This window comes from Nocardiopsis sp. M1B1 (assembly GCF_052466615.1).
In genome coordinates, this window is sequence record NZ_CP196194.1 from 5,655,779 (window position 1) to 5,681,020 (window position 25,242).

23 protein-coding genes are annotated in these 25,242 nt (G+C 73.4%); 9 read left to right on the forward strand and 14 right to left on the reverse strand.

All coding sequences use genetic code 11. The annotated features are described in order from the left end of the window. Positions 1 to 54: 54 nt before the first annotated feature. The 3 genes from ACSTA4_RS24480 to ACSTA4_RS24490 all read right to left on the reverse strand — a co-directional run bounded on the left by ACSTA4_RS24480 (position 55) and on the right by ACSTA4_RS24490 (position 2,593). Positions 55 to 1,134, reverse strand: coding sequence for a DUF4429 domain-containing protein (locus ACSTA4_RS24480; RefSeq protein WP_444961175.1), 1,080 nt, complete (start codon positions 1,132 to 1,134; stop codon positions 55 to 57). 103 nt (positions 1,135 to 1,237) lie between these two features. Beyond that, positions 1,238 to 2,233, reverse strand: coding sequence for a glycosyltransferase family 2 protein (locus ACSTA4_RS24485; RefSeq protein ID WP_444961176.1), 996 nt, complete (start codon positions 2,231 to 2,233; stop codon positions 1,238 to 1,240). 123 nt (positions 2,234 to 2,356) lie between these two features. Then, on the reverse strand, positions 2,357 to 2,593 hold the full coding sequence (locus tag ACSTA4_RS24490) for a TM2 domain-containing protein (RefSeq protein ID WP_212642874.1): 237 nt from the start codon (positions 2,591 to 2,593) through the stop codon (positions 2,357 to 2,359). Between the two features lie 356 nt (positions 2,594 to 2,949). On the opposite strand from ACSTA4_RS24490, the gene ACSTA4_RS24495 reads away from it, so the two are divergent. The 4 genes from ACSTA4_RS24495 to ACSTA4_RS24510 all read left to right on the forward strand — a co-directional run bounded on the left by ACSTA4_RS24495 (position 2,950) and on the right by ACSTA4_RS24510 (position 7,626). Then, on the forward strand, positions 2,950 to 4,443 hold the full coding sequence (locus tag ACSTA4_RS24495) for an LCP family protein (RefSeq protein WP_444961177.1): 1,494 nt from the start codon (positions 2,950 to 2,952) through the stop codon (positions 4,441 to 4,443). Between the two features lie 19 nt (positions 4,444 to 4,462). Then, positions 4,463 to 5,152 (forward strand): YIP1 family protein, encoded by a 690-nt coding sequence (locus ACSTA4_RS24500; protein WP_444961178.1) that lies wholly within the window; start codon positions 4,463 to 4,465, stop codon positions 5,150 to 5,152. Between the two features lie 230 nt (positions 5,153 to 5,382). Next, the gene (locus ACSTA4_RS24505) at positions 5,383 to 6,714 is read left to right on the forward strand and encodes a UDP-glucose dehydrogenase family protein (protein WP_212642871.1); all 1,332 of its coding nucleotides are present in this window, start codon (positions 5,383 to 5,385) and stop codon (positions 6,712 to 6,714) included. Positions 6,715 to 6,882: 168 nt separating this feature from the next. Continuing rightward, positions 6,883 to 7,626, forward strand: a complete 744-nt coding sequence (locus ACSTA4_RS24510; protein ID WP_444961179.1) for a TNT domain-containing protein — start codon at positions 6,883 to 6,885, stop codon at positions 7,624 to 7,626. 112 nt (positions 7,627 to 7,738) lie between these two features. On the opposite strand, the gene ACSTA4_RS24515 is transcribed toward ACSTA4_RS24510, so the two are convergent. Beyond that, on the reverse strand, positions 7,739 to 9,280 hold the full coding sequence (locus tag ACSTA4_RS24515) for an MFS transporter (RefSeq protein ID WP_444961180.1): 1,542 nt from the start codon (positions 9,278 to 9,280) through the stop codon (positions 7,739 to 7,741). A gap of 69 nt (positions 9,281 to 9,349) precedes the next feature. Between ACSTA4_RS24515 and ACSTA4_RS24520 the strand changes: the two genes are divergently transcribed. Beyond that, entirely contained in the window at positions 9,350 to 9,922 is a 573-nt protein-coding gene (locus ACSTA4_RS24520) for a TetR/AcrR family transcriptional regulator (protein WP_444961181.1), read from the forward strand. Positions 9,923 to 10,233: 311 nt separating this feature from the next. On the opposite strand, the gene purE is transcribed toward ACSTA4_RS24520, so the two are convergent. Beyond that, a complete protein-coding gene (gene purE / locus ACSTA4_RS24525) occupies positions 10,234 to 10,788 on the reverse strand; it encodes a 5-(carboxyamino)imidazole ribonucleotide mutase (protein WP_444961182.1) in 555 nt (184 codons plus the stop codon). After that, positions 10,785 to 11,942 carry a 5-(carboxyamino)imidazole ribonucleotide synthase gene (locus ACSTA4_RS24530; protein ID WP_444961183.1) on the reverse strand — a complete coding sequence of 386 codons (1,158 nt, stop codon included), beginning with the start codon at positions 11,940 to 11,942 and terminating at the stop codon, positions 10,785 to 10,787. Before ACSTA4_RS24530 ends, purE begins: the two co-directional genes overlap by 4 nt. A gap of 240 nt (positions 11,943 to 12,182) precedes the next feature. Here ACSTA4_RS24530 and ACSTA4_RS24535 point away from each other — a divergent pair, with 240 nt between their 5' ends. Beyond that, on the forward strand, positions 12,183 to 12,692 hold the full coding sequence (locus tag ACSTA4_RS24535; RefSeq protein ID WP_444961184.1) for a GtrA family protein: 510 nt from the start codon (positions 12,183 to 12,185) through the stop codon (positions 12,690 to 12,692). Between the two features lie 163 nt (positions 12,693 to 12,855). On the opposite strand, the gene ACSTA4_RS24540 is transcribed toward ACSTA4_RS24535, so the two are convergent. Continuing rightward, complete coding sequence (locus tag ACSTA4_RS24540; RefSeq protein WP_444964263.1) at positions 12,856 to 13,917, reverse strand: lysostaphin resistance A-like protein; 1,062 nt, start codon at positions 13,915 to 13,917, stop codon at positions 12,856 to 12,858. A 462-nt stretch (positions 13,918 to 14,379) separates the two neighbouring features. On the opposite strand from ACSTA4_RS24540, the gene ACSTA4_RS24545 reads away from it, so the two are divergent. Next, complete coding sequence (locus ACSTA4_RS24545) at positions 14,380 to 15,519, forward strand: Mrp/NBP35 family ATP-binding protein (RefSeq protein WP_212642866.1); 1,140 nt, start codon at positions 14,380 to 14,382, stop codon at positions 15,517 to 15,519. Between the two features lie 103 nt (positions 15,520 to 15,622). Here ACSTA4_RS24545 and ACSTA4_RS24550 read toward each other — a convergent pair whose 3' ends face one another. From ACSTA4_RS24550 to sigE, 4 genes are all read right to left on the reverse strand, one after another. Further along, positions 15,623 to 16,921 carry a S1C family serine protease gene (locus ACSTA4_RS24550; RefSeq protein ID WP_444964264.1) on the reverse strand — a complete coding sequence of 433 codons (1,299 nt, stop codon included), beginning with the start codon at positions 16,919 to 16,921 and terminating at the stop codon, positions 15,623 to 15,625. 719 nt (positions 16,922 to 17,640) lie between these two features. Then, complete coding sequence (locus ACSTA4_RS24555) at positions 17,641 to 18,723, reverse strand: transcriptional regulator (RefSeq protein ID WP_444961185.1); 1,083 nt, start codon at positions 18,721 to 18,723, stop codon at positions 17,641 to 17,643. After that, positions 18,720 to 19,394: an anti-sigma factor family protein gene (locus tag ACSTA4_RS24560; protein ID WP_416023301.1), complete on the reverse strand. Its 675-nt coding sequence runs from the start codon at positions 19,392 to 19,394 to the stop codon at positions 18,720 to 18,722. The genes ACSTA4_RS24555 and ACSTA4_RS24560 overlap by 4 nt, the downstream gene beginning before the upstream one ends. 2 nt (positions 19,395 to 19,396) lie before the next feature. Continuing rightward, positions 19,397 to 20,011 carry an RNA polymerase sigma factor SigE gene (gene sigE, locus ACSTA4_RS24565; RefSeq protein ID WP_165435966.1) on the reverse strand — a complete coding sequence of 205 codons (615 nt, stop codon included), beginning with the start codon at positions 20,009 to 20,011 and terminating at the stop codon, positions 19,397 to 19,399. Between the two features lie 314 nt (positions 20,012 to 20,325). Here sigE and ACSTA4_RS24570 point away from each other — a divergent pair, with 314 nt between their 5' ends. After that, positions 20,326 to 20,931 (forward strand): O-methyltransferase, encoded by a 606-nt coding sequence (locus ACSTA4_RS24570; protein ID WP_248771968.1) that lies wholly within the window; start codon positions 20,326 to 20,328, stop codon positions 20,929 to 20,931. Continuing rightward, the gene (locus ACSTA4_RS24575; RefSeq protein ID WP_444961186.1) at positions 20,928 to 21,962 is read left to right on the forward strand and encodes a GNAT family N-acetyltransferase; all 1,035 of its coding nucleotides are present in this window, start codon (positions 20,928 to 20,930) and stop codon (positions 21,960 to 21,962) included. The genes ACSTA4_RS24570 and ACSTA4_RS24575 overlap by 4 nt, the downstream gene beginning before the upstream one ends. 321 nt (positions 21,963 to 22,283) lie before the next feature. On the opposite strand, the gene ACSTA4_RS24580 is transcribed toward ACSTA4_RS24575, so the two are convergent. From ACSTA4_RS24580 to ACSTA4_RS24590, 3 genes are all read right to left on the reverse strand, one after another. Further along, positions 22,284 to 23,774 carry a leucyl aminopeptidase gene (locus ACSTA4_RS24580; RefSeq protein ID WP_444961187.1) on the reverse strand — a complete coding sequence of 497 codons (1,491 nt, stop codon included), beginning with the start codon at positions 23,772 to 23,774 and terminating at the stop codon, positions 22,284 to 22,286. A gap of 99 nt (positions 23,775 to 23,873) precedes the next feature. Continuing rightward, a complete protein-coding gene (locus ACSTA4_RS24585) occupies positions 23,874 to 24,041 on the reverse strand; it encodes a DUF3117 domain-containing protein (RefSeq protein ID WP_013154899.1) in 168 nt (55 codons plus the stop codon). A gap of 482 nt (positions 24,042 to 24,523) precedes the next feature. Further along, on the reverse strand, positions 24,524 to 25,117 hold the full coding sequence (locus ACSTA4_RS24590) for a hypothetical protein (RefSeq protein ID WP_444961188.1): 594 nt from the start codon (positions 25,115 to 25,117) through the stop codon (positions 24,524 to 24,526). Positions 25,118 to 25,242 lie beyond the last annotated feature (125 nt).

Consider the following 25,242-nt stretch of genomic DNA (forward strand, 5'->3'; position numbering starts at 1 on the left):
GACCGGGTTCCGCCGCCGGTCCCGGGCCCAGGGGTCCCGGGACCGGGCGGGGCCTCAGATCCGGCCGAGCAGCTCGGCCTTCTTGGCGGAGAACTCCTCGTCGGTGAGCAGTCCCCTGGCGTGCAGCTCGCCCAGGCTCTCGATCTGCCGGAAGATCCACTCGGTGTCGGGGCGAGCGTTCGCCTCCTCCGCGGCGTCCCCGGCCCGCAGTGCCGGGACCGCCCCGCCCTCCGTCACCGCCGCCGGTCCCGCGCCGGGTCCGGTGCCCTCCCCCGCCGTGTCCGCATCCGCGTTCGGGGCCGCGGGCCCCGCGGACAGGCTCTGCAGCTGGTCGGTCGAGCGCACCGCCGCGTCCAGCCACCACCGCGGGTCCCTGAGCCTGGCCGCGACGCCGCGCCCGTCCCGGCCGCCGGACCCCGACGCCTGCGCGGCCCACACGTGGGCGGTGACCGCCGCGGCCATGAGCAGGGTGTCGTAGCCCTCCGCCCCCTCCTCGGCGACGAGGGCGCGCAGGTCCTGCTTGGGTTTGCCGGTGTCCTTGCCGCCGGTGTCGGCGGTGACCAGGCGCATGTAGCCCCACTCCCAGCCGTCGGAGGGCGCCCAGTCCACCCCGGTGATCTCGGAGAGGTCGTACTCACGGCGCTGCGCCCTGCGCTTGCGCCCGCCCGCCTCGCCGCCGGACCAGACCAGGCGCACGGTGGAGCCGTCCAGGGTTGCGGTCCCCTCGGAGGTCTGGATGTGGAAGGGCAGCCGGGGCACCAGGCGCACGGCCGTGTCGGGGGCGGGCGGCCCGCTCTGCTCGGCGGCGAAGCGGATCTGGTCGGCCAGGTACTCGGCGACCAGTTCTCCGCTGGCTTGACCGGTGAGCCGGAAGGGCTGGGACTTCTCCTTGAGCATCGCGCCGACCGCCGCGTAGGGGTCGGTCCGCTCGTGCAGGCGCAGTTGCAGCAGCCACCCCTTCCTGGGGCCCGCTCCGGGCTGGAAGTCGACCTCGGCGATCGCGGCCACGGGGAGTTCGAGCTGGCCGATCCGTTTGAGCAGGGGGTCCTTGAACCAGCCCTGGGCCTCGTACCTGATCGCGACCGTCTCGCCGTCGAACCGCCACACGGCCTGGTTGCCGCGCAAGTCGTCCATGACACCCGCTTTCCCTCGCCCGTCCCTCACTCCTGCTTAGCAGAAGGCCCTCTCCCGCACGAGAGAGGGCCGGGGCCGGAAGCGGCCGGGGAGGGAGGGCGGCTCAGGTCCGGGCGGCCTGCGCCGTGCGCGAGTCCGAGCCGAGTCCGGGCGGGCTGGTGATGAACCCGGCGCCCCAGGACATGTGCATGGTGGCCAGCGCGAGCGGGATCATCGGCAGGCTGGCGGCGGGCAGGCCGCGGCCGAGCGGCACCGAGGCGGCGGTGACCAGGGCCAGGTAGGCGGCCGGGACCAGGAACAGCGGCCAGAGGAAGAAGCCGCCGACCAGCCCGGCGACCACACCGGCCAGGGCGACGGGCGGGGCCAGGTAGCGCAGGTTGATGGTGCCCTTGTGCTGGCGGGAGACCACCCTGCGCCAGCGGCCGTAGTGGAAGTACTGCTTGGCGAGCAGGCGCACGTTGCGCCGGGGGCGGTAGGAGACCCGCATGCGCGGCTGGAACCACACCGTGCCGCCGGTGCTGCGGATGCGGTGGTTCATCTCCCAGTCCTGGGCCCGCAGGAACGCCTCGTCGTAGCCGCCGACCCGCTCCAGCGCCGAGCGCCGGAAGACGCCCAGGTACACGGTGTCGGCCGGGCCGCCCTCACCGCCGGTGTGGAAGCGCGCGTTGCCCACGCCCACCTTGGAGGTCATGGCCGCGGCGACCGCCTTCTCCCACGGGGTCGTGCCCTCGGCGGCCATGATCCCGCCGACGTTGTCGGCGCCGGTCTCGCGGAGCGTCTCCACGGCCACCCGCAGGTAGTCCGAGGGCATCATGGCGTGCCCGTCGATGCGGGCGACGATGTCGTGCGAGGAGGCCCCGATGGCGGCGTTGAGCCCGGAGGGGGTCCTTCCCGTGGGGTTGTCCACCACCTTCACGCGCGGGTCGGCGGCGGCGATCCCGTCGGCGACCTCGCGGGTGCGGTCCGAGGAGGGTCCGACCCCGAGCACGACCTCCAGTTCGCCCGGGTATTCCTGGGCGAGGACGTGCTCCACCGCGGCGGCGAGGTGGCGCTCTTCGTTGAGTACGGGCATGACGACGGAGACAGGCGGCCAGGACACGGGCACTTCCCAGGGTCAAGACGTGTCGGGACTGCGTAGGAGGGTGTCGTACGCGCGTCAACGGTACTGCACGACCGCCGCGGCCCCGGCCCGGCGAGTCCGCCGGGCCGGGGCCGCCGTGGTTCAGGCCTGGTTCTTGACGGGCCTGCCCTCGGCGTCCTTGAACGAGCCGACGATGATCATGATCAGGTCGATGAGCGTCCACACGCCGGCGCCGCCGCAGGTGAGGATCATCAGGACGCCGGTGCCGATCTTGCCCGTGTAGAAGCGGTGGACGCCGATCGTGCCCAGGAACAGGCAGAGCAGGAGGGCCACGAGCCAGCTCCTGCTGGAGACGGCCTCGGGGTAGGGGTGGGTCACTGGAACTCCGTGCTGCGAGAGGGATGTGTGAGGGGAACCGCGCGCGGCTGGTGCGCCCGTGCGGACCCTGCCGGACACGGCAGGGGTCCCGTTCGGCCGTGGGCCGGGCCCGGCGTGGCCGGGCCAGGACATTGTCACCGCATCGGAGCGCGATTTCGGTCACGTGGAGGTACCGGATACGGCTCAGGATGACACCGCCCGCACGGAACCCCCGCGCAGTTCACGGCGTCACAACAAGGAGAGGGACAGGCAAAGAGGAGGACAACACGCCGGGGGTTGACATCCCGCGCGCTTCGGCGAATCGGGTGACAACCTAGAGATAAGGACACCGTTGACCGGTTGGGACGGGGACGCCGATGAGCGATGACAGGGCGGGACGGCAGGGCCCCGCGAAGGAGTTCCGCCGCCGGCGCTCGCAGCCCCTCCCGCCCGAACGCTCCCCCAGGTCCGGCCGGGTGACCGTGCCCAGCGCCGCCACCCGTCGGCGCCGTACCGGCCTGCTGGTGATGAGTGCGCTGTCGGCTCTGGTCCTGCTCGCCTCGGGCACCTCGTGGGCGCTCACCGGGTGGATGTCGGGGGCCCTGAACCGGTTCGACGTGTTCGGCGGCCTGTCCGAGGAGGGCCGTCCCGAGCAGACCGGCGGCCTGACCTTCCTGGTGATCGGCTCCGACAACCGCGACGAGATGAGCGGCGAGGCCCAGGAGGACCTGAGCGTGGGCTCCACCCCGGGCCAGCGCTCCGACAGCATGATGCTGGTGCGGCTCAACCACGACCGCGACCAGCTCACCGTCGTCGGCATTCCCCGGGACCTGTGGGTGGACATCCCCGGCCAGGGCCCCGACAAGATCAACGCCGCCTACGCCCATGGCGGCCCCCAGTTGGCCGTGCGGACCGTGGAGTCGGTGACCGACGTGCGGGTCGACCACTACGTCGAGGTGGACTTCAACGGCTTCGTGGACGTGGTGGACGCCCTGGGCGGCATCGAGGTGTGCCTGCCCGAGGCGATCCACGACCCCAAGGCCCAGCTGGACATGGAGGCGGGCACGCACCGGGTGGACGGGGCCGAGGCCCTGGCCTTCTCCCGCACCCGCGCCACCTCGCGCGGCGACCTGGACCGGATCGAGCGCCAGCAGCAGGTCCTGTCCGCGATGCTCGACCAGGCGATGAGCACCGAGACGCTCTCCGACCCGGCCAAGCTGACCGACTTCCTGGACAGCGCCCTGTCGTCGGTGACCGTGGACCAGGGGCTGGACACCAGCACCATCAACGAGCTCGCGTACCAGATGCGCGACATCGACCTGGGCGAGGTCACCTTCACCCAGGTGCCCATCGCCGACATGGAGTACTGGACGCCGCGCGGCGACGTCGCCGTGCTGTGGGACGAGCCCGCCGCCCGCGAGCTGTTCGCCGCGGTCCGGGCCGACCGGCCCGTCGACGGGTCCGGGGAGGAGGACCGGTCCGGCTCCGAGCCGCGGCCCGACGACATCCGGGTCCAGGTGTTCAACGGGATCGGCACCGCGGGCCTGGGCGCGCAGCTGGACGCCGAACTGGCCGCGGCCGGGTTCCAGGTGGCCTCCCCCGCGCAGAACTGGAGCAGCCTCGACGTCGCCACCACCCAGGTGCGCCACGGCCCCGACGACGCGGCCGCGGCCGAGTACGTGGCCGGGATGATGCCGGGCTCGCAGACGGTCGAGGACAACGCCCTGGACGGTGAGCTCCAGATCGTGATCGGGTTCGACTACACGGCGTTCGAGGCCCCGCAGACCGCGGACGCCACCCCGAGGGAGGAGCCCTCGGCCGCAGAGGAGGCCGGTTCGGTCTCGACCGCGCGGGAGAACGTCTGCGGGTGACGCGAGGGAAGGAATCACCGTGCTGCACCATCTGGTAGGCCTGCTCGGCGGCGTCGCCCTGGCCCCCGTGCTGTGGGTCGCCGCGGCCTGGTCGTCCGGCCTGCTCCCCCGGTTCGCCGAGGGGGAGGTGACCGTGGCGACGGTGTCGTCGGCGGTGGTGCTGGGGCTGCTGGGGGCGGTGTGCGCCTACCTGGTGGCGTCCCGGCTGTCGCCGCTGGTGGCCGGGGCCAGCGGCGCCCTGCTCACGGCGCTGAGCCTGTGGCCGGTCGCGCACCCGGCCTCCATGGGGGCGGCGCTGTCCTGGCTGAACGAGGACAGCTCCCTCTACCCCTCGGGCACGGGTCTGGCCGTGGCGCTCCCGCTGGGGACTCTGCTGCTCTTCTCCGCCGCGATGCCCCTCCGCTGGCGTGCCGCGAACGACGGGGCCCCGCCCTCCGAACGCCGGGTCGTGGCGCGCGCCAGCCGGGAGGAGTACCGGCGCGGGGCGGTCGGTGACACGGTCCCCGACGCGGTCCCCGGCGTCCCGGACCCGGCGTGGCCCGCCGACGACCCCGCCGTCGGCCCCGGTGCCGGGTTCGGCGGCGATCCCGGCGGCTTCGAGGACGACCCGGACAAGACGACCACGCCCTTCCGCCGCGGGGAGGACGGCTCCGGGTGGACGCCCCTGGGCGGGGGCGGGCGCGGGCCGAGATTCGGTCGGAGGCGCTGAACACGCCCCCGTGGCCGATACGCCGCGCCCACCGGTAGCCTGAGCGCCTGACTGTTCACGCGGCGTTCGGTCGTGCGCCACGCCCCGGCGCGTAAGGTGATGCATCGCGCCCCGGGCACACCCGTAGGCTGAACAATGTCCGTTTTCTGCCCTCAAGCAGGGTGTTGACCGCCTTCAGCGGGCACAACCAGCGAAACGGGAGCGGACGAAAGCGAGGAAGGACACCACCAGTGGTCGAAGCGGACCGTATGCGCGTCTCCGTCATCGGTACCGGGTACCTGGGTGCCACCACCGCGGCCTGCCTGGCCGAGATGGGGTTCGAGGTCCTGGGACTCGACGTCGACGACGCCAAGATCGACATGCTCCGCTCCGGCAGGGTCCCCTTCTTCGAGCCCGGGCTCGAAGAGCTGCTCACCGCCAACCTGGGGACCGGCCGCCTGCACTTCACGACCTCCTTCGCCGAGGCCGCGGAGTTCGCCGACCTGCACCTGATCTGCGTGGGCACCCCTCAGCGCGACGACTCCGGCGCGGCCGACCTGCGCTACGTCAACGCGGCGGTGGACCAGCTGGCCCCGCACCTGACCCGCCCCACCGTGGTCGTGGGCCGCTCCACCGTTCCGGTGGGCACCGCGGCCACCCTGGCCGCCCGGCTGTCCGCGCTGGCCCCCGTCGGCGAGGAGGCCGAGCTGGGGTGGAGCCCGGAGTTCCTGCGCGAGGGCTTCGGGGTGGAGGACACCCTGCACCCGAACCGGATCGTGATCGGCACCGACTCCCCCCGGGTCGAGAAGGCCGTGCGCGCCCTGTGGCAGCGCCAGATCGACGACGGCGTCCCCTTCCTGCTGACCGACCTCCAGACCGCCGAGCTGGTCAAGGTGTCGGCCAACGCCTTCCTGGCCACGAAGATCTCCTTCATCAACGCCATGGCGGAGGTGTCGGAGGTGGCCGGGGCCGACGTCATCCAGCTGGCCGAGGCGCTGTCCTACGACGACCGCATCGGCGGCAAGTTCCTCGGCCCGGGCCTGGGCTTCGGCGGCGGCTGCCTGCCCAAGGACATCCGCGCGTTCATGGCGCGCGCCGACGAGCTGGGCGTGGAGCCCGCGCTGTCCTTCCTGCGCGAGGTGGACGCGATCAACCAGCGCCGCCGCGCGCGCACCATCGACATCGCCCGCCAGCTGATCGGCGGGAGCTTCGCCGGGCGCACGGTGACCGTGCTGGGCGCGGCGTTCAAGCCCAACTCCGACGACATCCGCGACTCGCCCGCCCTGGACGTGGCCTCCACCATCGCCTCCCTGGGCGCCCAGGTGACGGTGTACGACCCGCGGGCGCTGGAGCGGGCGCGCGAGGCGCACCCGGAGCTGAACTACGCCGACTCCATGCTGGCGGCGGCGCGCGGCGCCGACGTGGTGCTGCTGCTGACCGAGTGGGCGGAGTTCCGCGAGGCCAACCCGGAGGAGCTGGCCGGGGTGGTGGCCCGCAAGCGCATCGTGGACGGGCGCAACGCGCTCGACCCCACGTACTGGCGCGCCTCGGGCTGGACCTACCGGGCGCTGGGCCGCCAGTAGTCCCTCCCCCTCGTCACGCACGACGGCCGGGCCCGCGCGGGCCCGGCCGTCCGCTTTTCGGGCCGGAACCCCGGTCGTTACACCGTGATCATGGTTGACTTCAATCCGTAGTTGTCTGTGTGCGCCCGGCACCGTGCCGGGCGTTCGATGACGGACGGAGTCCCACCCGTGAAGTTTTCCGTGACGGTCGGCACCGCGCTGGCCCTGCTCATCGCGGCCCAGCCCGCCCACGCGGTGCCCGCGCCTCCCGCGCCGTCGGCGCCGTTCGCCCCGCAGGAGGCGCGGTGCCCGGTGCTCGACCCGCCGCCGAGCGAGGAGGACTTGGAGCGGTACCTGTGCGGGGACCCCCGCCTGGGCCCCGCCGACCTGCCCGAGGACGGGCCGGTGGGCGCGCTGCTGGAGGGGTACGAGCGGCTCGGCGGCCTCTCCCCCGAAGCGTTCCTGGACCGCTGGGCCACACCCGAGGGCTGGGACTACCCCGACCACATGGGCTTCGTGGTGGAGGACGGCGAGCCGGTGACCGAGCTGCGGGTCCTGCCCGAGGGGTGGATGCTGGACCGCTTCGGCTCCCCGCGCGGCACGTTCCTGGCCCCGGCGGGGGCTCCGTACGAACGGCGCGCCCTGCCGCCGGACTCGCTGAACACGTGGCCGGACGGGCCCGAGCACAACTACAACTGCTACGAGGTGACCGAGGAGTTCACCGCGCTGGTGGGGCCGATCGCCCCGCACTTCGAGCAGCCCGGCGGCGGCGAACAGGTGCTCGTCCCCGCCGAGGGGGTCGTGGAGGCGCCCGAGGCGGAGTACGCCTCGGTCAACCAGCTCATGGAGGGCGGCCACCTGGAGCAGCGCCCGGCCGGGGAGTGCGTCCCGGCCGAGGGCTCCGCCGACCGCCTCGACACCGCACCGAGGTGAACGGGCGCCGGTGCGCCCACCCCTGTGGGGACCGGGCGCACCGGTAGGGCCCCGCTCGCGACCGGTGCGGGCCCGGCGGCGGGAACGGCGGTCGGCGCGCAGGGCGCTCCGGTCACGGACGGGCCGGTGCACCGCCTGCCGGGGCCGGTGCGCCGGACTCCTCGCCGGTGCCGGGCGGCAGCTTGCGCAGGGCGACGGCGACCAGGAGCGCGACCGCGGCCAGCACGCCCGCGCCGATGAGGGCGGCGGTGTTGACCCCGGCCGTGTAGGCGGCGAAGGCCGCGTCGAGCAGGGTTCCGGGGTCCTGCGCCCGCGGGGCGGCGGCCAGGGCGCCGGTGACGGTCTCGGCGGCGGCCCCGTCCACCGAGGGCAGCTGGTCCGCCACGGACGTGCGATAGACGGTGCTGGCCGCGGTGCCCAGGACCGCGATGCCCAGGGCGGTGCCGAACTCGATGCTGGTCTCGGAGATCCCCGCGGCGGCTCCGGCGCGCTCGCGGGGAGCCGTGGCCAGGACCAGGGTGTTGGCCAGGGTCCCGACGAAGCCGACCCCGAGGGTCAACAGGGTGTAGCCGCCGACGAACACCACCAGGTGCGTGTCCGTGTCCACCGTTCCCACGAGCGCGAACCCCGCCGCGCCGAGTACCAGCCCCACCGCCATGAGCACGCCGGGCCTGGCCCGGGGCGCGAGCAAGCCGGCCAGGGTCGCTCCCAGGACGGTGCCCAACAGCGTGGGCAGCGCCCACAGGGCCGCCTGGAGCGGGCTCAGCCCGTGCACGGTCTGCATGAAGGTGAAGGTCAGGAGCCCCAGACCGGCGGCGGCGAAGGACACGACGGCGTTGCCGCCGACCGCGGCGGTGAACGCGGGGCGGGCGAAGAGCGCGACGTCCACGAGCGGGTGCGCGGCGCGGCGCTGTCGGCGCACGAACAGCGCCAGCAGGAGAGCTCCGACCACCAGGGCGGCGAACCCCGCGGGGTCGGCCCCGTGCTCGGCCATGCGCTTGGCCGCGTAGACCAGGCCGATGACGGCCACGAGCGAGAGTCCCGCGCCCGGCAGGTCGAAGACGGACGCCCGCGGGTCGCGCGACTCGGGGACGAGCAGGGGCGCGGCCACCACGAGCGCGACCATGAACGGCAGGTTGATGAGGAAGACCGAGCCCCACCAGAAGAACTCCAGGAGCAGACCGCCGAAGATCGGCCCGGCGACCGCGCCGCTGGTGAAGGCGATGGTCCAGGCACCGACCGCCGCGCCGCGCTGGCGGGGGTCGGTGAACATGCCCCGGACCAGGGAGAGCGTGGAGGGCGCCAGGGTCGCCGCGGCAGCGCCCAGCAGGGCCCGCCCGGCGATGAACAGCTCCGCCGTGGGCGCCAGCGCCAGCAGCACGGACGCGGCGCCGAAGAGCACCCCGCCGGTGAGCAGCAGCCGTCTGCGGCCGATCCGGTCGCCCAGACCTCCCATGGTGACGAGGAGTCCGGCCAGCACGAAGCCGTAGACGTCCATCATCCACAGCCACTGCGCGGACGTGGGCTGGAGCGCCTCGGCGATGGCGGGCGCGGCGACGAAGAGCACCGAGATGTCCATGGACACCAGCAGCGCCGGGATGAGCAGGCAGACCAGGCCTGCCCACGTACGGGCGGTGGCACGTTGAGGATTCATGGGCATGATCGTACGTACGTCAAAATCAGACGTCAATATGTACGTACGTTCAAATGCTAGGATCAGGACATGAGCCAACGCGACGACCTGCTGGCGGGCGCCAGGAAGTGCCTGGTGGAGAAGGGCTACAGCAAGACCACGGCACGCGACATCGCCGCTGCCTCCGGAGCCCACCTGGCCTCTATCGGGTACCACTTCGGGTCCAAGGACAACCTGATGAACACGGCCGTCATCGAGGCGACCAGCGACTGGGGCGACGTCTTCGAGTCCGCTGTCGCCGCCTCACGTGCCGAGGCCCCGCCCGACAGGCTGCGCGTGCTGTTCGACGCGCTGTTCCGGAGCCTGCCCGAGGAGCGCGACCTGCTCGTCGCCAGTGTTCAGGCCTACGCGCAGGCCCAGTTCGACGACGGTGTCCGCGCCATCCTGGCCGAGGGCGTCCATGAGGGCCGCAGGGAGCTGGCCGCCCTCATGCTCGACCTGGACCCCCGGGAGGTCGATCCCGCCACCGCGGCCGGTCTGGGGTCGATGGTCTACAACTTCGTCACCGGCTACGTCCTCCAGTACCTCGTCGATCCCGAGGCGCTCCCGACCGTCGACCAGGCGGTCGAGGGCCTGCGCGTCCTCCTGCCCTCCGAGGGCTGAGCGGGCACGCGAGGGCCCCGGCACCCGTGACGGGTACCGGGGCCGTTCGGGCGTCGGCGGCCTGGGGTCTGTTTTTTGAACCTGCCTCAGCTTGTGGGGGTTGGTTCGGGCGCCCGCGGGGTTCTGGATGTGGCGGAGGCGGGTTTCCGTGGGGGAACTGCGCCGTAGGCGTCGGTTGAGGGTGGTGGTGGGCGACGGGTGGGCACGAGCGAACCCGCCGTAGGCACCACTGTGCCTGCTACAACCCCATTCCCGTTCTCCGGGCGCCCGAACACGGACCGAAGCGGAGCGGAGGTCCAAAAAAGCACTGCCTAGCGGCCGAAGCCGGTGGGCCTGCCCCCGCTCTCCACCTCGCGGCGCAGCCGCTCGCCCTTGGCGTGGGCCTGCTCCTTCAGCTCCTCCTGGAAGCGGGCCATGCGCTCGGTGAGCGCGGGGTCGCCCGCGGCCAGCATCCGCACCGCCAGCAGACCGGCGTTGCGGGCCGCGCCCACGGCCACGGTCGCCACCGGCACCCCGGCGGGCATCTGCACGATGGACAGCAGCGAGTCCATGCCGTCGAGGTACTTGAGCGGCACCGGGACGCCCACCACCGGCAGGGTCGTCACCGAGGCCAGCATGCCCGGCAGGTGCGCCGCCCCTCCCGCGCCGGCGATGATCACCTTCAGGCCGCGACCGGCGGCCTCGGCTCCGTAGGAGACCATCTCGTGCGGCATGCGGTGCGCCGAGACCACGTCGGCCTCGAAGGGGACGTCGAACTCGCGCAGGGCCTCGGCCGCCTCGCGCATCACCGGCCAGTCGGAGTCCGAGCCCATCACGATGCCCACCACGGGGCCCCTCGGGTCCCGCCCGTTGGCGCTGTCGGTCACTGTTCGTCTCCTCGCAGGTAGGCGGCGGCGTCTCGCGCGCGCGCCAGCAGGTCACGGTAGTCCTCACCCATCACGGTGACGTGCCCGATCTTGCGGCCCGGACGCACGTCCTTGCCGTAGAAGTGCACCTTCACCTCGGGGTCCTTCGCCATCACGTGCAGGTAGCGGCGGTAGACCTCGGGGTCCTCGCCGCCCAGCAGGTTGGCCATGACGGTGTAGGGCGCGTTGGTGCGCGGCGAGCCCAGCGGCAGGTTCAGCACGGCCCTCAGGTGCTGCTCGAACTGGGAGGTGCGCGCGCCCTCGATGCTCCAGTGGCCGGAGTTGTGCGGGCGCATGGCCAGCTCGTTGACGACCACGCCGTCGGCGGTCTCGAACAGCTCCACGGCCAGGACCCCGGTCACGTCCAGCGCCTGGGCGATCTCGATGGCCAGTTGCTGGGCGCGGACGGCCTTGTCCTCGGACAGGCCCGGGGCGGGGGCGATCACCTCGTGGCAGATGCCGCCGCGCTGCACGGTCTCCACGACCGGGTAGACCGCGACCTGCCCGTGCGGGGACCGGGCGACCTGCACGGCCAGCTCGCGCGAGAAGTCCACCTTCTCCTCGACCAGGAGCGGCACCTCCTCGGCGGCGGCGCGGTCCACGACCCCGCGCGCCTCGTCGGCGCCGCCGACGACCCACACGCCCTTGCCGTCGTAGCCGCCGCGGGCCGCCTTGAGCACGACCGGCCACCCGGTCTCCCCGGCGAAGGCGGTGACGTGCTCCAGGGTGGTGACGGCCCGCCAGCGGGGCGAGGGCGCGTCCAGCTCGGCCATGCGGGTGCGCATGCGCAGTTTGTCCTGGGCGAAGCGCAGCGCGTCGCGGCCGGGGCGCAGCAGGCCCCCGGCCTCCTCGACCGCGCGCAGGACGGGTTCGGGCACGTGCTCGTGGTCGAAGGTGACCACGTCGTGGGCCTTGGCGAAGGCCAGGACGTCGTCGAGGCCGCGGTCGTCGCCCAGGGAGACGTCACCGCACACCAGCGCGGCGCTGTCGGTGGGGCTGGTCGCCAGGACCGAGAAGTCGACCCCCAGGGCGATGCCCGCCTGGTGGGTCATCCGGGAGAGTTGGCCCCCTCCCACCATTCCCACGCGCGGGACGGTGCGGTTACGCTCGCTCACAGTTCCTCAACTCACATGCTGCTCGTCAACCGCGGTGACGGGACGGCCCCGCGCGGCGGGACCTGGCCGGATCGGCTCGGAACCCGCGGCCGGGGTCCTGGTGCGACCCCCGGCTAGAGTCTAGGGCGTGCGGACGCGGCGGTCCCGGGCCCCCTCCGCCCCTGGTCGGCGTCCCGGCCGGGACGGGTCCGCGCGGAGGCGGACCCGACCACCCAGACCACAGGACCGGAGGCGCAGAACGTGCGCGACTTCCTCTCCCGCCATCCCGGGATCGCCAAGCTCGTCCGGGAGGTGGGGAAGTTCGGCTCCGTGGGCGCCGTGGCCTACGCGGTGCAGCTGGGGGCGACCAACCTGCTGTGGAGCGCGGCCGGGGCGGGCCCGCTCACGGGGCAGGTGATCGGGACGCTGTGCTCGATCGCGGTGGCCTTCATCGGCAACCGGTTCTGGACCTTCGGCGACCGGGCCCGGACCGGTTACGGCCGCGAGACCGCGCTGTTCCTGCTGATGAACGGCGTCGGGATGCTCCTCCAGCTGGCCTGCCTGGGCTTCTCGGTGTACGTGCTGGGGTTCGACGGCCCGCTCGCGAGCAACATCGCGGGCAACGTGGTCGGGGTGGGCCTGGGCACGCTCTTCCGGTTCTTCTCCTACCGCACGTGGGTCTTCCCCGAACAGGGCGGCGACGCGGTCCGCGAACCCGGGGAGGACCCCCTGGGCGAGCCGGTCGCCCGGCCCGGAGCGGACGGACCCTGACTCTTTGGACCTCCGCTCCGCTTCGTCCCACCCGTCGCCCGCCACCACCCTCAACGGACGCCTGCGGCGCAGTCCTACTTGCAGCCTCACCTCCGCCACCTCCAGAACCCCGCGGGCGCCCGAACCAACCCCCACAAGCTGAGGCCAGCTCAGAAGACGGACCCTAGCGAACGGCGGACGCGCTCCTGCGCCGCACCCCGCGGCGGCCCGCCAGCCACACCACCGCCAGCGCGTACAGCCCCACCTGGATCAGGGTCAGCACCAGCACCAGCGGCGTACCCGCGCCCAGGGGCAGGCCGGAGCCGACCATGACCCCCGTGCCGATCTGCTCCATGCGGCCCTCGAACACGCACAGCGTGAACTGCACGAGGCTGTTGACCACGTGCAGGCTGATCGCCGCCTCCAGGCCGCCGGTGCGCCAGGTCAGCCAGGACATCCCCAACCCCATCACCGCGAGCGCCGCGGTCGTCCACGGGTCGCCCGGGTGCGTGGCCAGGTACAGCGCAGCGAACAGGGTTCCGCTGGCCAGGATGGCCGGGCCCGGGGAGCGCAGGACCCGCGAGACCGCCGACCGGCCGCGCCGCTCGTCGGGACGGGCGCCGAGCGCGCCCACCAGCTGCATGAGCATGCCGCGCAGGGTCAGCTCCTCGGCCGCCGACTGCAACGGCACCAGCAGCACGATGGCGGTCATCGCCGCGGCGAACACCTCGGTTCCGCCGGAGGCCTCCCGGGGCACCAGGTCGGGCTGGAGGAGTTCGGCCAGCGGCAGGAAGGCCACGACGCACAGGGCGACCGGGACGACCGCCACCGCCGTGCAGCGGACCAGCCATCCCCGGCGCAGCCGTCCCTCGACGGAGAACAGGGAGCCGATCCGGCGCCACTGCACGACGCGGACCAGGAAGATGACGATGGGGATGAACAGCGCCGACGACAGGAGCCCGAAGGCCATCTCGGCGATCACGCTCAGGGTGACCGAGTCCGGGGCCAGCCCGCTGCCGTTGATGATCGCCACGATCGTCACCGACAGGATGATGGCCATCCACAGGAAGAAGACCAGCACCGCGAGGACGGCCAGGGTGAGCGGCGTGAACCACCAGCGGAAGCGGGACGTGCGGCCCAGCCTGTGGTAGGACTCGTCCGCGGGGAGTTCGGCGCGGGCGAAGTGGTTCCTGCGCACCGGCCGCGGCGGCGGCCAGGCCCACACGTCCGGGTCGGCGGCGGCCACGGCGTAGCCCCCGGGCGGCGTCAGCCTCCCCCCTCCGGGAGGATCCGCCCAGGTCTGCTCCTGCGTGTAGGACCCGGCAGTCCGCCCCTCCGGCCCCTCGGGCGCGGCGGGCCAGGACGAACCAGGCGGTGGCGGCACATTTCCCATCGTGGGCCGAGACTACTATCCGGGCATGTATTGCCAGCGTTAAGGCCACGCCGTTATCGCCTGGTCACGGCATGCACAGAGTGGTGCGCACGGCGCCGGACGAGGCCCTCCCCACCCCCTTCTCCTGCGCGACATCCCTCACACCTTTCTCCCCTGCCCCTTGCGCGACGCCCTCGGCGCGCCGTCCCGGCGGCGGCGTGCGACACGGGCCCGCGGGGCGCGGAATGCGCGGAGCGGCGCCCTCGTTGAACCAGGTGGCCCGCGGGAGCGATCCGGCAGGCCGCCGTCCCGTCCCGCTGACCTACGATTGAGCACATGTCCTCCACACCATCCACCGAGCAGGTGCACAAAGCCCTGGCCACGGTGCAAGACCCGGAGATCCACCGCCCCATCACCGATCTCGGCATGGTCAAGAGCGTCGACGTCGCCGACGACGGTGCCGTGAGCGTCGGCGTCTACCTCACGGTGGCCGGATGCCCGATGAAGGGCCGTATCGAGAAGGACGTGACCGCCGCGGTGACCAAGGTCGCCGGGGTCACCTCCGTGCGCGTCGAGCTCGACGTGATGAGCGACGAGCAGCGCAAGGAACTCCAGACCAAGCTGCGCGGCGGCCAGGCGGAGAAGGAGATCCCCTTCGCCAAGCCGAACTCGCTCACCCGCGTCTTCGCCGTCGCCTCCGGCAAGGGCGGTGTCGGCAAGTCCTCCGTCACCGTGAACCTGGCCGCGGCCATGGCCGCCCAGGGCCACAAGGTCGGCGTCGTGGACGCCGACATCTACGGCCACTCGGTGCCCCGCATGCTCGGCGCGTCGGACTTCCCGACCAAGGTCGAGGACATGATCCTGCCGCCCACCGCGCATGACATCAAGGTCATCTCGGTCGGCATGTTCACGCAGGGCAACCAGCCGGTGGTGTGGCGGGGCCCGATGCTGCACCGCGCCCTCCAGCAGTTCCTGTCGGACGTGTTCTGGGGCGACCTGGACGTGCTGCTGATGGACCTGCCCCCGGGCACCGGCGACATCGCCATCTCCACCGCGCAGCTGCTGCCCAACGCCGAACTGCTCGTGGTGACCACCCCGCAGCAGGCCGCCGCCGAGGTGGCCGAGCGCGCGGGCGCCATCACCGCGCAGACCCACCAGCGGATCGCGGGCGTGATCGAGAACATGTCGTACTACCTGCCGCCGGACGGCGGGGAGCCGGTCCACCTGTTCGGCGAGGGCGGCGGCCGCACGGTCGCCGACGCCCTCACCCGGACGCTGGGCACCGACATCCCGCTGCTGGGCCAGGTGCCGCTGGACACCCGCCTGCGCGAGGGCGGCGACGAGGGCAAGCCCCTGGTGCTGACCGAGCCCGAGGCCGAGGCCAGCAAGGTCATCGCCTCGATCGCCGACACCCTGGTCGGCAAGCCCCGCGGACTGGCCGGTATGCAGCTGGGCATCTCCCCGGCGGGCCGCTAGGCAGTACCCCGCGCGGGGCTCGCGTCCCTGAACGGCGACGAGGCCCCCGAGCTCCGTGCTCGGGGGCCTCGCGTGTGTCCGGAGCCGGGTCCGTCCGGGTCGGTCAGTCCGACGAGCCCAGCGTGACCGTGGCGGTCTCCCGCCGACCGTCGCGGTCGTACTCGACCTCGACCTCGTCGCCCGGGCTGCGGCTGCGCAGCATCGCGAGCAGTTCCTGGCCCGAGTTCACCGGACGCCCGTCCAGGGACAGGATGACGTCGCCCGGCTCCAGCCCCGCCGCGTCGGCCGGGCCGCCGCTCTCCACCGCGCCCCCTCCGTCGGCGATGACCGCGCCCGCGACAGGGCTGTCCAGGTCGATCTCGGCCCCGATGTCGGCGTAGCTGGTCTCGCCGTACTCGATGAGGCGGTTCACGACGCGTTCGACCTCCGCCGACGGGATCGCGAAGCCCAGACCGATGTTGCCCGTGGGCTCCCCCATGTAGCCCATGGTGACGATCATCGAGTTGACCCCGATGACCCGGCCCTCCAGGTCCACCAGCGGGCCGCCGGAGTTGCCCGGGTTGATGGCGGCGTCGGTCTGGAGCGCGTAGAAGCGGCTGGCGTTCTCGCCCTCTCCGGAGCTGACCGGGCGGTTGACGGCGCTGATGATGCCCTGCGTGACGGTTCCGGAGAAGCCCAGGGGCGCGCCGATGGCGATCACCTCGTCGCCGACGATGACCTGCTCGGAGTCGCCGAACTGGAGCGGCTCGACGTCGATCGGGTCGTCCAGCGACAGCACCGCGAGGTCGGAGCTGGGGTCGGAGCCGACCACGGAGGCGTCGGAGAGGCTGCCGTCGCTGTACTCCACGACGATGCCGTCCGCCTCCAGACCGGCGGAGACGTGGTCGTTGGTCACCACGTAGTTCCCATCGATGACGAACCCGGAGCCGCTGCTGGGGACGCTGGGGTCGGCGCTGCGGATGAACACCACGCTCGGGCTGACCCGCTGGGACACACCGGCGATGGTGTCGGGGTCGCGCTGGGGGGCCTCGGGCGGCGGCTCGTTCATGACCGGGCCCTCCTCCTGCGCGGTCTCGCCGCCGGAGGAGCCGTTGAGGAGGTTGCCCGCGACACCGCCCGCGCCTCCGGCGATGAGCGCGACGACGAGCATGCCCGACAGCACCATCCACACCGGGACGCCGCGCCTCGGCCGCTTGGGCGCGGGGGGCTGCGGCGCGGGGTGGTGGCCGCTCGTGTGGGGTCCGGGGACGCCGGGGGGCGCAACACCCGGGCCGGGGGCGCCGGGCTGCCCCGAGGGGGCGGCGTGCCCCGCCTGGAAGGCCGCGGCGTAGCCGCCGTGGGCGGCCGACTGGCCGGTGGGGCCGGTGTGCTGCCCGGGAGCCGAGGGAACGCCGGGGTTCATGGGACTGGCAGGACCGGAGGGACCGCCTGGACCCGAGGGGGCGCCGGGACCGGGGTAGGCGGGACCGGAGGGATTGGTGGAGCTGGTGTGGACGGCGGGGCCCGAGGGGTCACCGGAACCGGGGTGGGCGGCGGAGCCGCCGTAGACGGTGGGGCCCGAGGGGTCACTGGAGCCGACGGGGTTGCCGGGGTTGGTGTAGTCGGCGGGACCGGAGGGATTGCCGAGACCGGGGAAGCCTCCGGTCACACGGTCGGGTCGGGGGGTGCCGGGCTGCTCGCCCGGTCCGGGGTCAGGGGCGTGGTTCATGGGGTCTCCACTGCCGGGAGGCGGGGTGGGGGCGGCCTGCGCGCCGGAAACTCCCTGTCCGGGCCGCGGGGCCGACCCGGAGTGAAGCGGGGGCGCGGGGTCGCCCTCCTCTTCCTCGGAGGTGTTCCGGGAGGGCGTCGACGGCGTTCCGGCGGCCCGGGCGGGCCACCGGGGGCGCTCCGACCGGTCAGGCCACTGCGGGCGCTCCGCACGGGCGGGCCACCGGGGGCGCTCCGCGGGCGCGCGGTCCGGCGCGTTCGCCGGATCGGGCGCGGCGCGCTCGGGGGGTGTTCCACCGCCCGACGGGGTCGCCCGGCCGGGCTCTCCCCCGTGTTCCGGGCGGCCGTTTTCCTCGCTCAAGACCTGCTCCGTAAGTCGCTCGGCTGTGGGACGGCACGGGACCGGCCGGGGCCCTAGAGGAACCCCAGCCGGGACAGACCGCGGTGCACCCGGGCCCAGAAACCCGAACCCGGCCCGGGCAGCGCGGTCACGGCGGACGAGGCCAGCCCCGCGGGGGCGTCCGCGAGCACCGTGTAGACGAAGCCGTTCGCCTGCCACATGCTCTGGTACTGGCCCGCGTCACCGCCGAAGATCGTGCCGTGTTGTGGTGTGACGCCGCTTCCCCCCGTCCCGGTTCCGGCGTATCCGTTCGGTTCTGTGGGGGAATGCTTGCTGTCCAGCTTCCCACGTTGGGTGAAAACCGACACCTGGGACAGACCGTCCGAGTAGACGGCGTGCACCACGCGGTGCCCGCCGTGCTCGGTGGAGCGGGCGTCGACCAGCCGCAGGTTCCAGGCCAGGTACTCCGGGAGGGGCCACTCCTCGGCGCGCAGGTCCTCGCGCTCGGTCCGGGTGAGGGCGTCGCTCCAGGGGGAGTCGCCGAGCGCCTCCTCCGGCCAGTCCTCCTCCCCCAGTTCGAGCCCGGTGAGGCGGAAGCCGATCGCGTGCTCGCCGCCGGCGCCGTAGACGGTCCGGCCCAGGAGCAGGCCGGTGGCGGCGTCCACCCAGAACCGTCCGGCGACGGTGCCGTCGGCGTGCCTGGCCTCCACCAGGCGGGCCTCCCGGCCGTCCAGGCTGGTGGGGCCCGCGTCCGAGACGGCGTAGGTGTCGCCGAGCATGCTGAGCAGGCGGTCGTCCAGCGACTCCAGGGCCGAGGAGGCGTCCACCACGAGGGCGGACTCCTCGTCTCCGACGGGGGCCAGGGCGATGCCGTCGCCGGGCCTGCTCACCACACGCACGCGCAGCGCGCCGCCCTCGGCGGACTGTCCGTCCTCCGCGTCCTCCGGTCCGGTGATCTCGCGCACGGCCGAGTAGGCGACCTCGTCCTCCGCGGTGGCGGCGCGGTGCAGCACCGACATCCCGTCGTCGTCCCCCTCGGCCGGGACGGCGGTGGGATGGGGGTGCGCGGCGGCCGTGAGCAGCAGCGCGCACAGCAGTACCACGACGAGGATCGTGACCGGGGCGGAGCGCGCGGAGGAGGGTTCCTCCGCGCTCACCGGGTGGTTTCGGTGGGGCCGTGGGGAGCTTCGGCGGCGGTGGGCCGAGCGTCGAGCACCGGGATGTTGCGGCTGGTCAGCGCGTGCTCGACCGCGTAGTCGGCCAGACGGGGCTCGACCACGGGCGTCTCCTCGGCCTCGCCCCCGGCCACGAACGCGCTGCCGAGCAGGGCCGTGGCCACGGCGAAGCCCGCGACGGCGTAGCGGCCGCCGGGGAAGGCCGGGAACAGGTGCGCGAGGCGGTCGCCGCGGCGGCGGCGCTCGGGCGACGCGGCGCGCTCCGGCCGTGAGGGGGCCGGACCGCCCGCGGCGGGCGGCGTGCCCCCCGCAGCCGGGGGCGCGGCGGCCAGGGCGCCGCCGGGGAAGCCCCCCAGGGGGCGCGAGGAGCCCAGGGGCGGGCTGCTGCCGAAGCCGGTCCCGCCGATGGAGGGGCCGGAGGGGCCCCGGTCCGAGGGCCCGTGGTCGCGGGACAGGCTGGTGAGCCGTCCCATGAAGTCCATGTCGGGCTCGGGCTCGCACAGGCCGTTGAGGCGGCGCTTGAGGCGGCGCATCATGTCGGCCTCGAAGCGGCACGACTCGCACTTGGCCAGGTGGATGAGGGCGCTCTCGTGGTCGACCGGGCCGAGCTCGCCGTCGATGAGCGCGGAGAGCCGCTCTCCGAGGTGGTCCATACTCACTCCGCCTCCCCGTTGATGACGTTTCCGCCGCTGCGCGCCTCGTTGTCGGCGGCCAGGGACCGCCGGTGCTCCAGGGCCCGGCGCAGCTGGGCGCGGCCCCGGTGGATCCGGCTGCGGACGGTGCCGAGCTTGACGTCGAGCGTCGCCGCGATCTCCTCGTAGGAGAGCCCCTCGATGTCGCACAGGACGACCGGGGCGCGGAACTCGGCGGGCAGCGCGTCCAGGGCGGACTGGATGTCGGCGTCGAAGTGCCGGTCGTCGTAACGCTGCGCGGGGGAGGGCTCGCGGCCCTCCAGGCGCTCGTCGGCGTTCTCGGCCAGGCCCTCGAAGCGGATGCGGGCCCGGCGGCGGGCCATGTCGAGGAAGAGGTTGGTGGTGATGCGGTGCAGCCACCCCTCGAAGGTGCCGGGGGTGTAGTTGGCCAGCGAGCGGAAGACCCGGATGAAGACCTCCTGCGTGAGGTCCTCTGCGTCGTGCTTGTTGCCGGTCAGCCGGTAGGCGAGCCGGTACACGCGCGGGGAGTGGGTCCGCACGACCTCGTCCCAGCTCGGGGGTTCCCATGCCTCGAATTCCACGGCAGGGCCGGACTCTGGCACCGCTGCTCCCTTCATCCCGTCGATTCGCCGCCAGGTTGGTCGGGGGGAGTTTGCTTCGTGGCGATCAACGTACGTTCATCCCGTTTCAACGCCCGGGGACGTGGATTAAGTTCCCGCCGCAACGCTCGGAGTTCGGTCCGGTTCAGGCTAGTCTTTTGCCAGGGACATGACCTGGCCGCGACCGACATTCTACGGTGGGTGACCACCCCCTGGTCAGAGCCCCACCAGACACGTGAACGCTGTGGGAGGCCGTTATCGCCAGCCCGGAGGAGACCGCGGCCCGGATCACCTGGGTCCGCGCCGAGCAGTCCCGGTTCGAGCAGGACGCCATGGAGGACGAGCCCCTGGCGGACGCCTACGAGGCGGGGAGCCGGTCGTCGGCCCCGCCGGTGGACGCGGCGACGGGCACGGCCCTGCGCTTCCTGGCCGCCTCCATCGGCGCCCGCTCCGTGGTGGAGATCGGCACCGGGTGCGGGGTGTCGGGGATCTGGCTGCTGCGGGGGATGACCCCGGACGGGATCCTGACCACGGTGGACACCAACGCCGCCTACCAGGACTACGCGCGTTCGGCGTACTCCCGCGCCGGTTTCGGCCCCGGTCGGGCCCGGCTGATCCGCGGGACGGCCCTGGAGGTGCTGCCGAGGCTGACCGACGGCGGGTACGACCTGGTGTTCGTGGACGCCGACACGGTGTCCTACCCCCTGTACATGGACGAGGCGCTGCGCCTGCTGCGCCCGGGCGGGATGGCGGTGTTCAACGGCGCCATGGTGGCCTCCAGCGAGCCGGACGGGCCGCTGCGCGTGCCCGACCCCCGCGAGACGGCCGTGCGCGAGGTGATCCGCCGCGTGCGGGAGGGCGAGGAGTTCATCCCCATGCTGATGCCGGTGGGCGAGGGCCTGCTGGCCGCCATCCACCAGGGAACCCGCCAGCGGTGATCAGCCGTATCGACAGCGCGGACCCCGCCGCCTTCGACGCCTGGTACGCGGCCGTGCGGGCGGCCTCGCTCGCCGACCGCGACCCCGGCGTGGTCCCGCTCCCCCACCCGGACTCCCTGCGCGCGGTGCTGCGCGGACGCGGGGGCGAACGGCGGGCCCTGGCCTACGCGGCCCACGGGGAGGACGGCGGGGTGGCGGGCGCGCTCCTGCTGGAGTTCGGGGACCGGGACAACCTGCACCTGGCCGAGGTCGACGTCAACGTGCCCGTCCGGACGCGGCGCCGCGGCCACGGGACGCGCCTGTGGGAGCACGCGGAACGCGTCATGGCCGAGGAGGGGCGCACGACCGCGCTGGCCGAGGTCCAGCTGCCCTCGGACCGGTCCTTCGAGAACTGGCCCGGCGCCCGCTTCGCGCTCGCGCTCGGGTTCGGCGTGGTCCACGAGGAGGACTACTACGTCCTGGGGCTTCCGCTGGCCGCGCGGACGCGCGAGGAGGTCGGCGCCGACGTGCTCGCCCTCGGGTCCCGCTACGAGCTGCTGACCTGGACGGACGCGTGCCCGGAGGAGCTGCTGGAGGACTACGCGCGGCTGCGCACGCGGATGGAGGCCGACGTCCCGCTCGGGGAGACGGCCTTCGAGCGGGGGCTCTGGGACCCCGCGCGCGTGCGTGACCAGGAGGAGCGCCGCCGCGCCCAGCGGTACCGCACGCTGGTCTGCGCGGCCCGGGCCGCCACCGGCGGCCTGGCCGGGTACAGCGAGATCGCCCTGCCCGAGGGGGAGGGCGCCGCCTACCAGGAGGACACCCTGGTGGCGCCCGAACACCGGGGCAACCGCCTGGGCTCGGCGCTGAAGCTGCGCAACCTGGAGGTGCTGGCCGCGGAGTTCCCCGAGCGGGCCCAGGTCCGCACCTGGAACGCGCCGGGGAACGCCCCCATGCGCCGGGTCAACCTGCGCCTGGGCTTTCGCCCGGTGGAGCGCATGCACGAGTTCCAGCGCGTCCTGCCGGGCGGAGAGCTAGGGTCTGTTTTTTGAACCGGTCTCAGCTTGTGGGGGGTTGGTTTTCGGGCGCCCACGGGGTTCTGGAGGGGCCGGAGACGGGTTCCCGTGGGGGAACTGCGCCGTAGGCGTCGTTTGAGGGTGGTGGTGGGCGACGGGTGGGCACGAGCGAACCCGTCGTAGGCGCCGCTGTGCCTGCTTCAACCCGATTCCCGTTCTCCGGGCGCCCGAACAAGGAAGACACCGCGCCGCAGGCGTCCGTTGAGGGCGGTAGCCCGTCCCGACGCGCAGCGTCCCCGACGGGCGATGGCGGGCGACGGGTGGGCCGAAGCGGAGCGGAGGTCCAAAAAACACTGCCTAGCGCCCGGCGAGCCAGCGCAGCAGCGTGCGCGTGGCGAAGGCGGTGCCGCCCTTGCTGAGCAGGCCGCTCTCCTTGGTCGACCGGCCCGGACCGGCGATGTCCAGGTGGGCCCAGGGCACGCCGCCGGTGAACTCGCGCAGGAACAGGGCTGCGTCGGTGGCTCCGGCCGGGCCGAACTCGCGGCGGGTGCCGATGTTGGCCAGGTCGGCCACGCGGGACTTGGTGGTCTCGACGTACTCCTCGGTCAGCGGCATCCGCCACAGCGGCTCGCCGGAGGCCCGGCCCGCGGTCTCGATCTCGGCGGCCAGCGCGTCGTCGGTGCTGTAGAGGGCGCCCATGCCCGTGCCGAGCGCGACCTTGGCCGCGCCGGTGAGCGTGGCCACGTCCACGAGCACGTCGGGGGCCAACTCGGCGACCGCGTAGCCCATGGCGTCGGCCAGGACCAGGCGGCCCTCGGCGTCGGAGTTGAGCACCTCCACGGTCGTGCCGCCGTAGGTGGTGAGCACGTCGCCGATGCGGGTGGCGTCGCCGCCGAAGGCGTTCTCGGCCAGGGCCAGCAGACCGGTCACCCGCACCGAGGCACCCACGGCCGACAGCGCGGACAGCACGGCGAGCACGACCGCCGAGCCGCTCATGTCGGTCTTCATCAGCGACATGTTGTCGTTGGGCTTGAGCGAGAGGCCGCCGGTGTCGAAGGTGATGCCCTTGCCGACCAGCACCACGTGCGCGGTGGGGTTCTCGGGGGTGTAGGAGAGCTGGACCAGCCGGGAGGGGCGCGAGGACCCCCGGCCGACGGCGAGGATCGCGCCGAAGCCGTCGCGCTCCAGCTCCGCCTCGTCCCAGACCCGCACTTGCAGGCCCGCGTCCGCGGCGACCTCGCCGGCGCGCGCGGCCATCCACGCGGGGTCCTTGGTCAGGGACGGGGTGTTGATGAGGTCGCGGGCCAGGGCGGTGGCCGCGGCCAGCCGGGTGCCGCGCTCCAGCGCGTCGGCGAGGTCCCCGGCGCCCGGGTCCACCACCTCGACCACCGGGGCGGGGCGCTTGTCCGCCGGGGGTTCGGCGGTCTTGAGGCTGAAGGTGTAGGAGGCCAGGAGGGCGCCCTCGGCGAAGGCGGTGGCGGCGTCGGCGCCGACCCCCGGCCAGGCCAGGGCGACCCGCTCTCTTCCCCGGGCGGCCCGGGACAGGGCTGCGCCGGCCTTCCGGAGGTCGTCGGGGGAACCCGAACCGACCCCCAGAAGGGCCAGCCGTACCAGCCCCTGGTCCCGGGGCACCGGGAACTGGGCCAGCTCACCGGGTTTCCCGGTGAGCGAGTAGTGCGCGAACAGGTCGGTGAGCGGAGCCGGAAGCACCTGTGTCAGGCCGCCCTCGGCGACCCCTTCGACCTCCGCGGGTCCGCCGTCTCCCGAGAGGACGGGAAGGACCAGCAGGTCCGCGGTGGATTCGGCGAGGCTCCCCGAACGGGGCTGGATCTCCGTGGCGAATGGCACAGGCCGCTCACAATCGTTCGCTGTCATGGGGGTCTACGACCTCGGGGGGCCGTCGGGCGTTCCGGCCCGGGTGGGGGAGGGAAGAACGTGGTGCCGGACCTAGCCGACGACACCCTTGAGCGCGTCCCGGAGTTCGGTCGCCTCGGCCGGCGTCAGCTCGACGACCAGGCGTCCGCCCCCCTCCAGCGGGACCCGCATGATGATGCCGCGACCCTCCTTGGTGACCTCCATCGGCCCGTCGCTGGTCCTCGGCTTCATCGCCGCCATGCCATTCCCCTTTCTAGGTGTTCCTCGCGGGTGACCGGGGCCGACCCACAGCACCGGCGCCGATCCGCTTGGCCCGTCTCGGCTCCGGAGCCGTAGGCCGGTTCCGCGTGACTCGCGCCCGTGTGGCTTAAGGGACGTGAATCACTCTTCGACCATTATCTCGGAGGTTGGCCCCCGTGTGTGCGCCAGTCGGCGGCCGGGCCGCCTCCGGCGGTTTCCACCAACGAGGAAACGTCGGTCAGTAAGGTTATATCGGTACTGGCCGAAACCCGGTGAGCGCACGGAGGTCCGTGCAAGCCCCGCCCGGGGGCGGCGGGCCGGACCCGACAGTCCAGCTACACCTGGACAACATCTCCGACCTGGGCTTTCGTCCCCGTGGGGAACTCTTCGCCCCGGAGACCGCGGTCGGACGGCTCCGGGGCGGTACCGCCTCCCGGCGGTCGGACCAGCGCCCGGGGCGGGCGTCGATCCGGACGACCGGATCAGCTCAGGGGACCCGTCGACGTCATCCGGGTGCCCTCGTCGGTGACCGAGGACCACTCCGCCCTCAGTCCGCCGTCCGCGACGGGCGACACGGTCAGCTCGGCCTCGTCGACGCAGCGGTCCTCGGGGTCGGCGGTCTCGGTGTAGGCGTAGACGCGCCGGTCGTTGTCGCCCGCGGACAGCACGAGCGTCCCCGAGCAGGCGAAGGTCGTCCAGGCGGTGCTGCCGCGCTCGGCGCCCTCCTCGATCCGCACCTCGGCGTGCCAGTCGGCGACGTGCTGGCCCTCGGTGTTCACCTGGACCATCTCGCCCGCCCAGGCTCCGACGAAGTCCTCCGCCGGGGCGACGGCCTCCTGCGCGGCCTCTTCGCCGTCGGCCAGCAGGGCCCACGCGGTGGCCCCTCCGCCGATCAGGAGGACGGCCAGCGCGACCGCGCCCAGAACGGTGAACTGGCGGCGGCGCCTGCCGCTGTGCCGGGTCGACCTGGGCGGCGGCCACAGGGACAGCTGCACGGGGGAGGCGGCTGTCACGGAGGAAGCGGGCCCTTCGCGCCGGTCGTCGGCTCCCGACTCCAGTTCGGCTGCTGTGTCCATCCTCGCCATCCTCAACGGTGATGCACCCGCTCCGGCGGAGCGGGGGGAACGCGGATACAGCGACCGAGGATAGAGCACCCGAACCCGCAGGTTTCGCCCTACAACCGCGCGGGAGCTGTGATGCA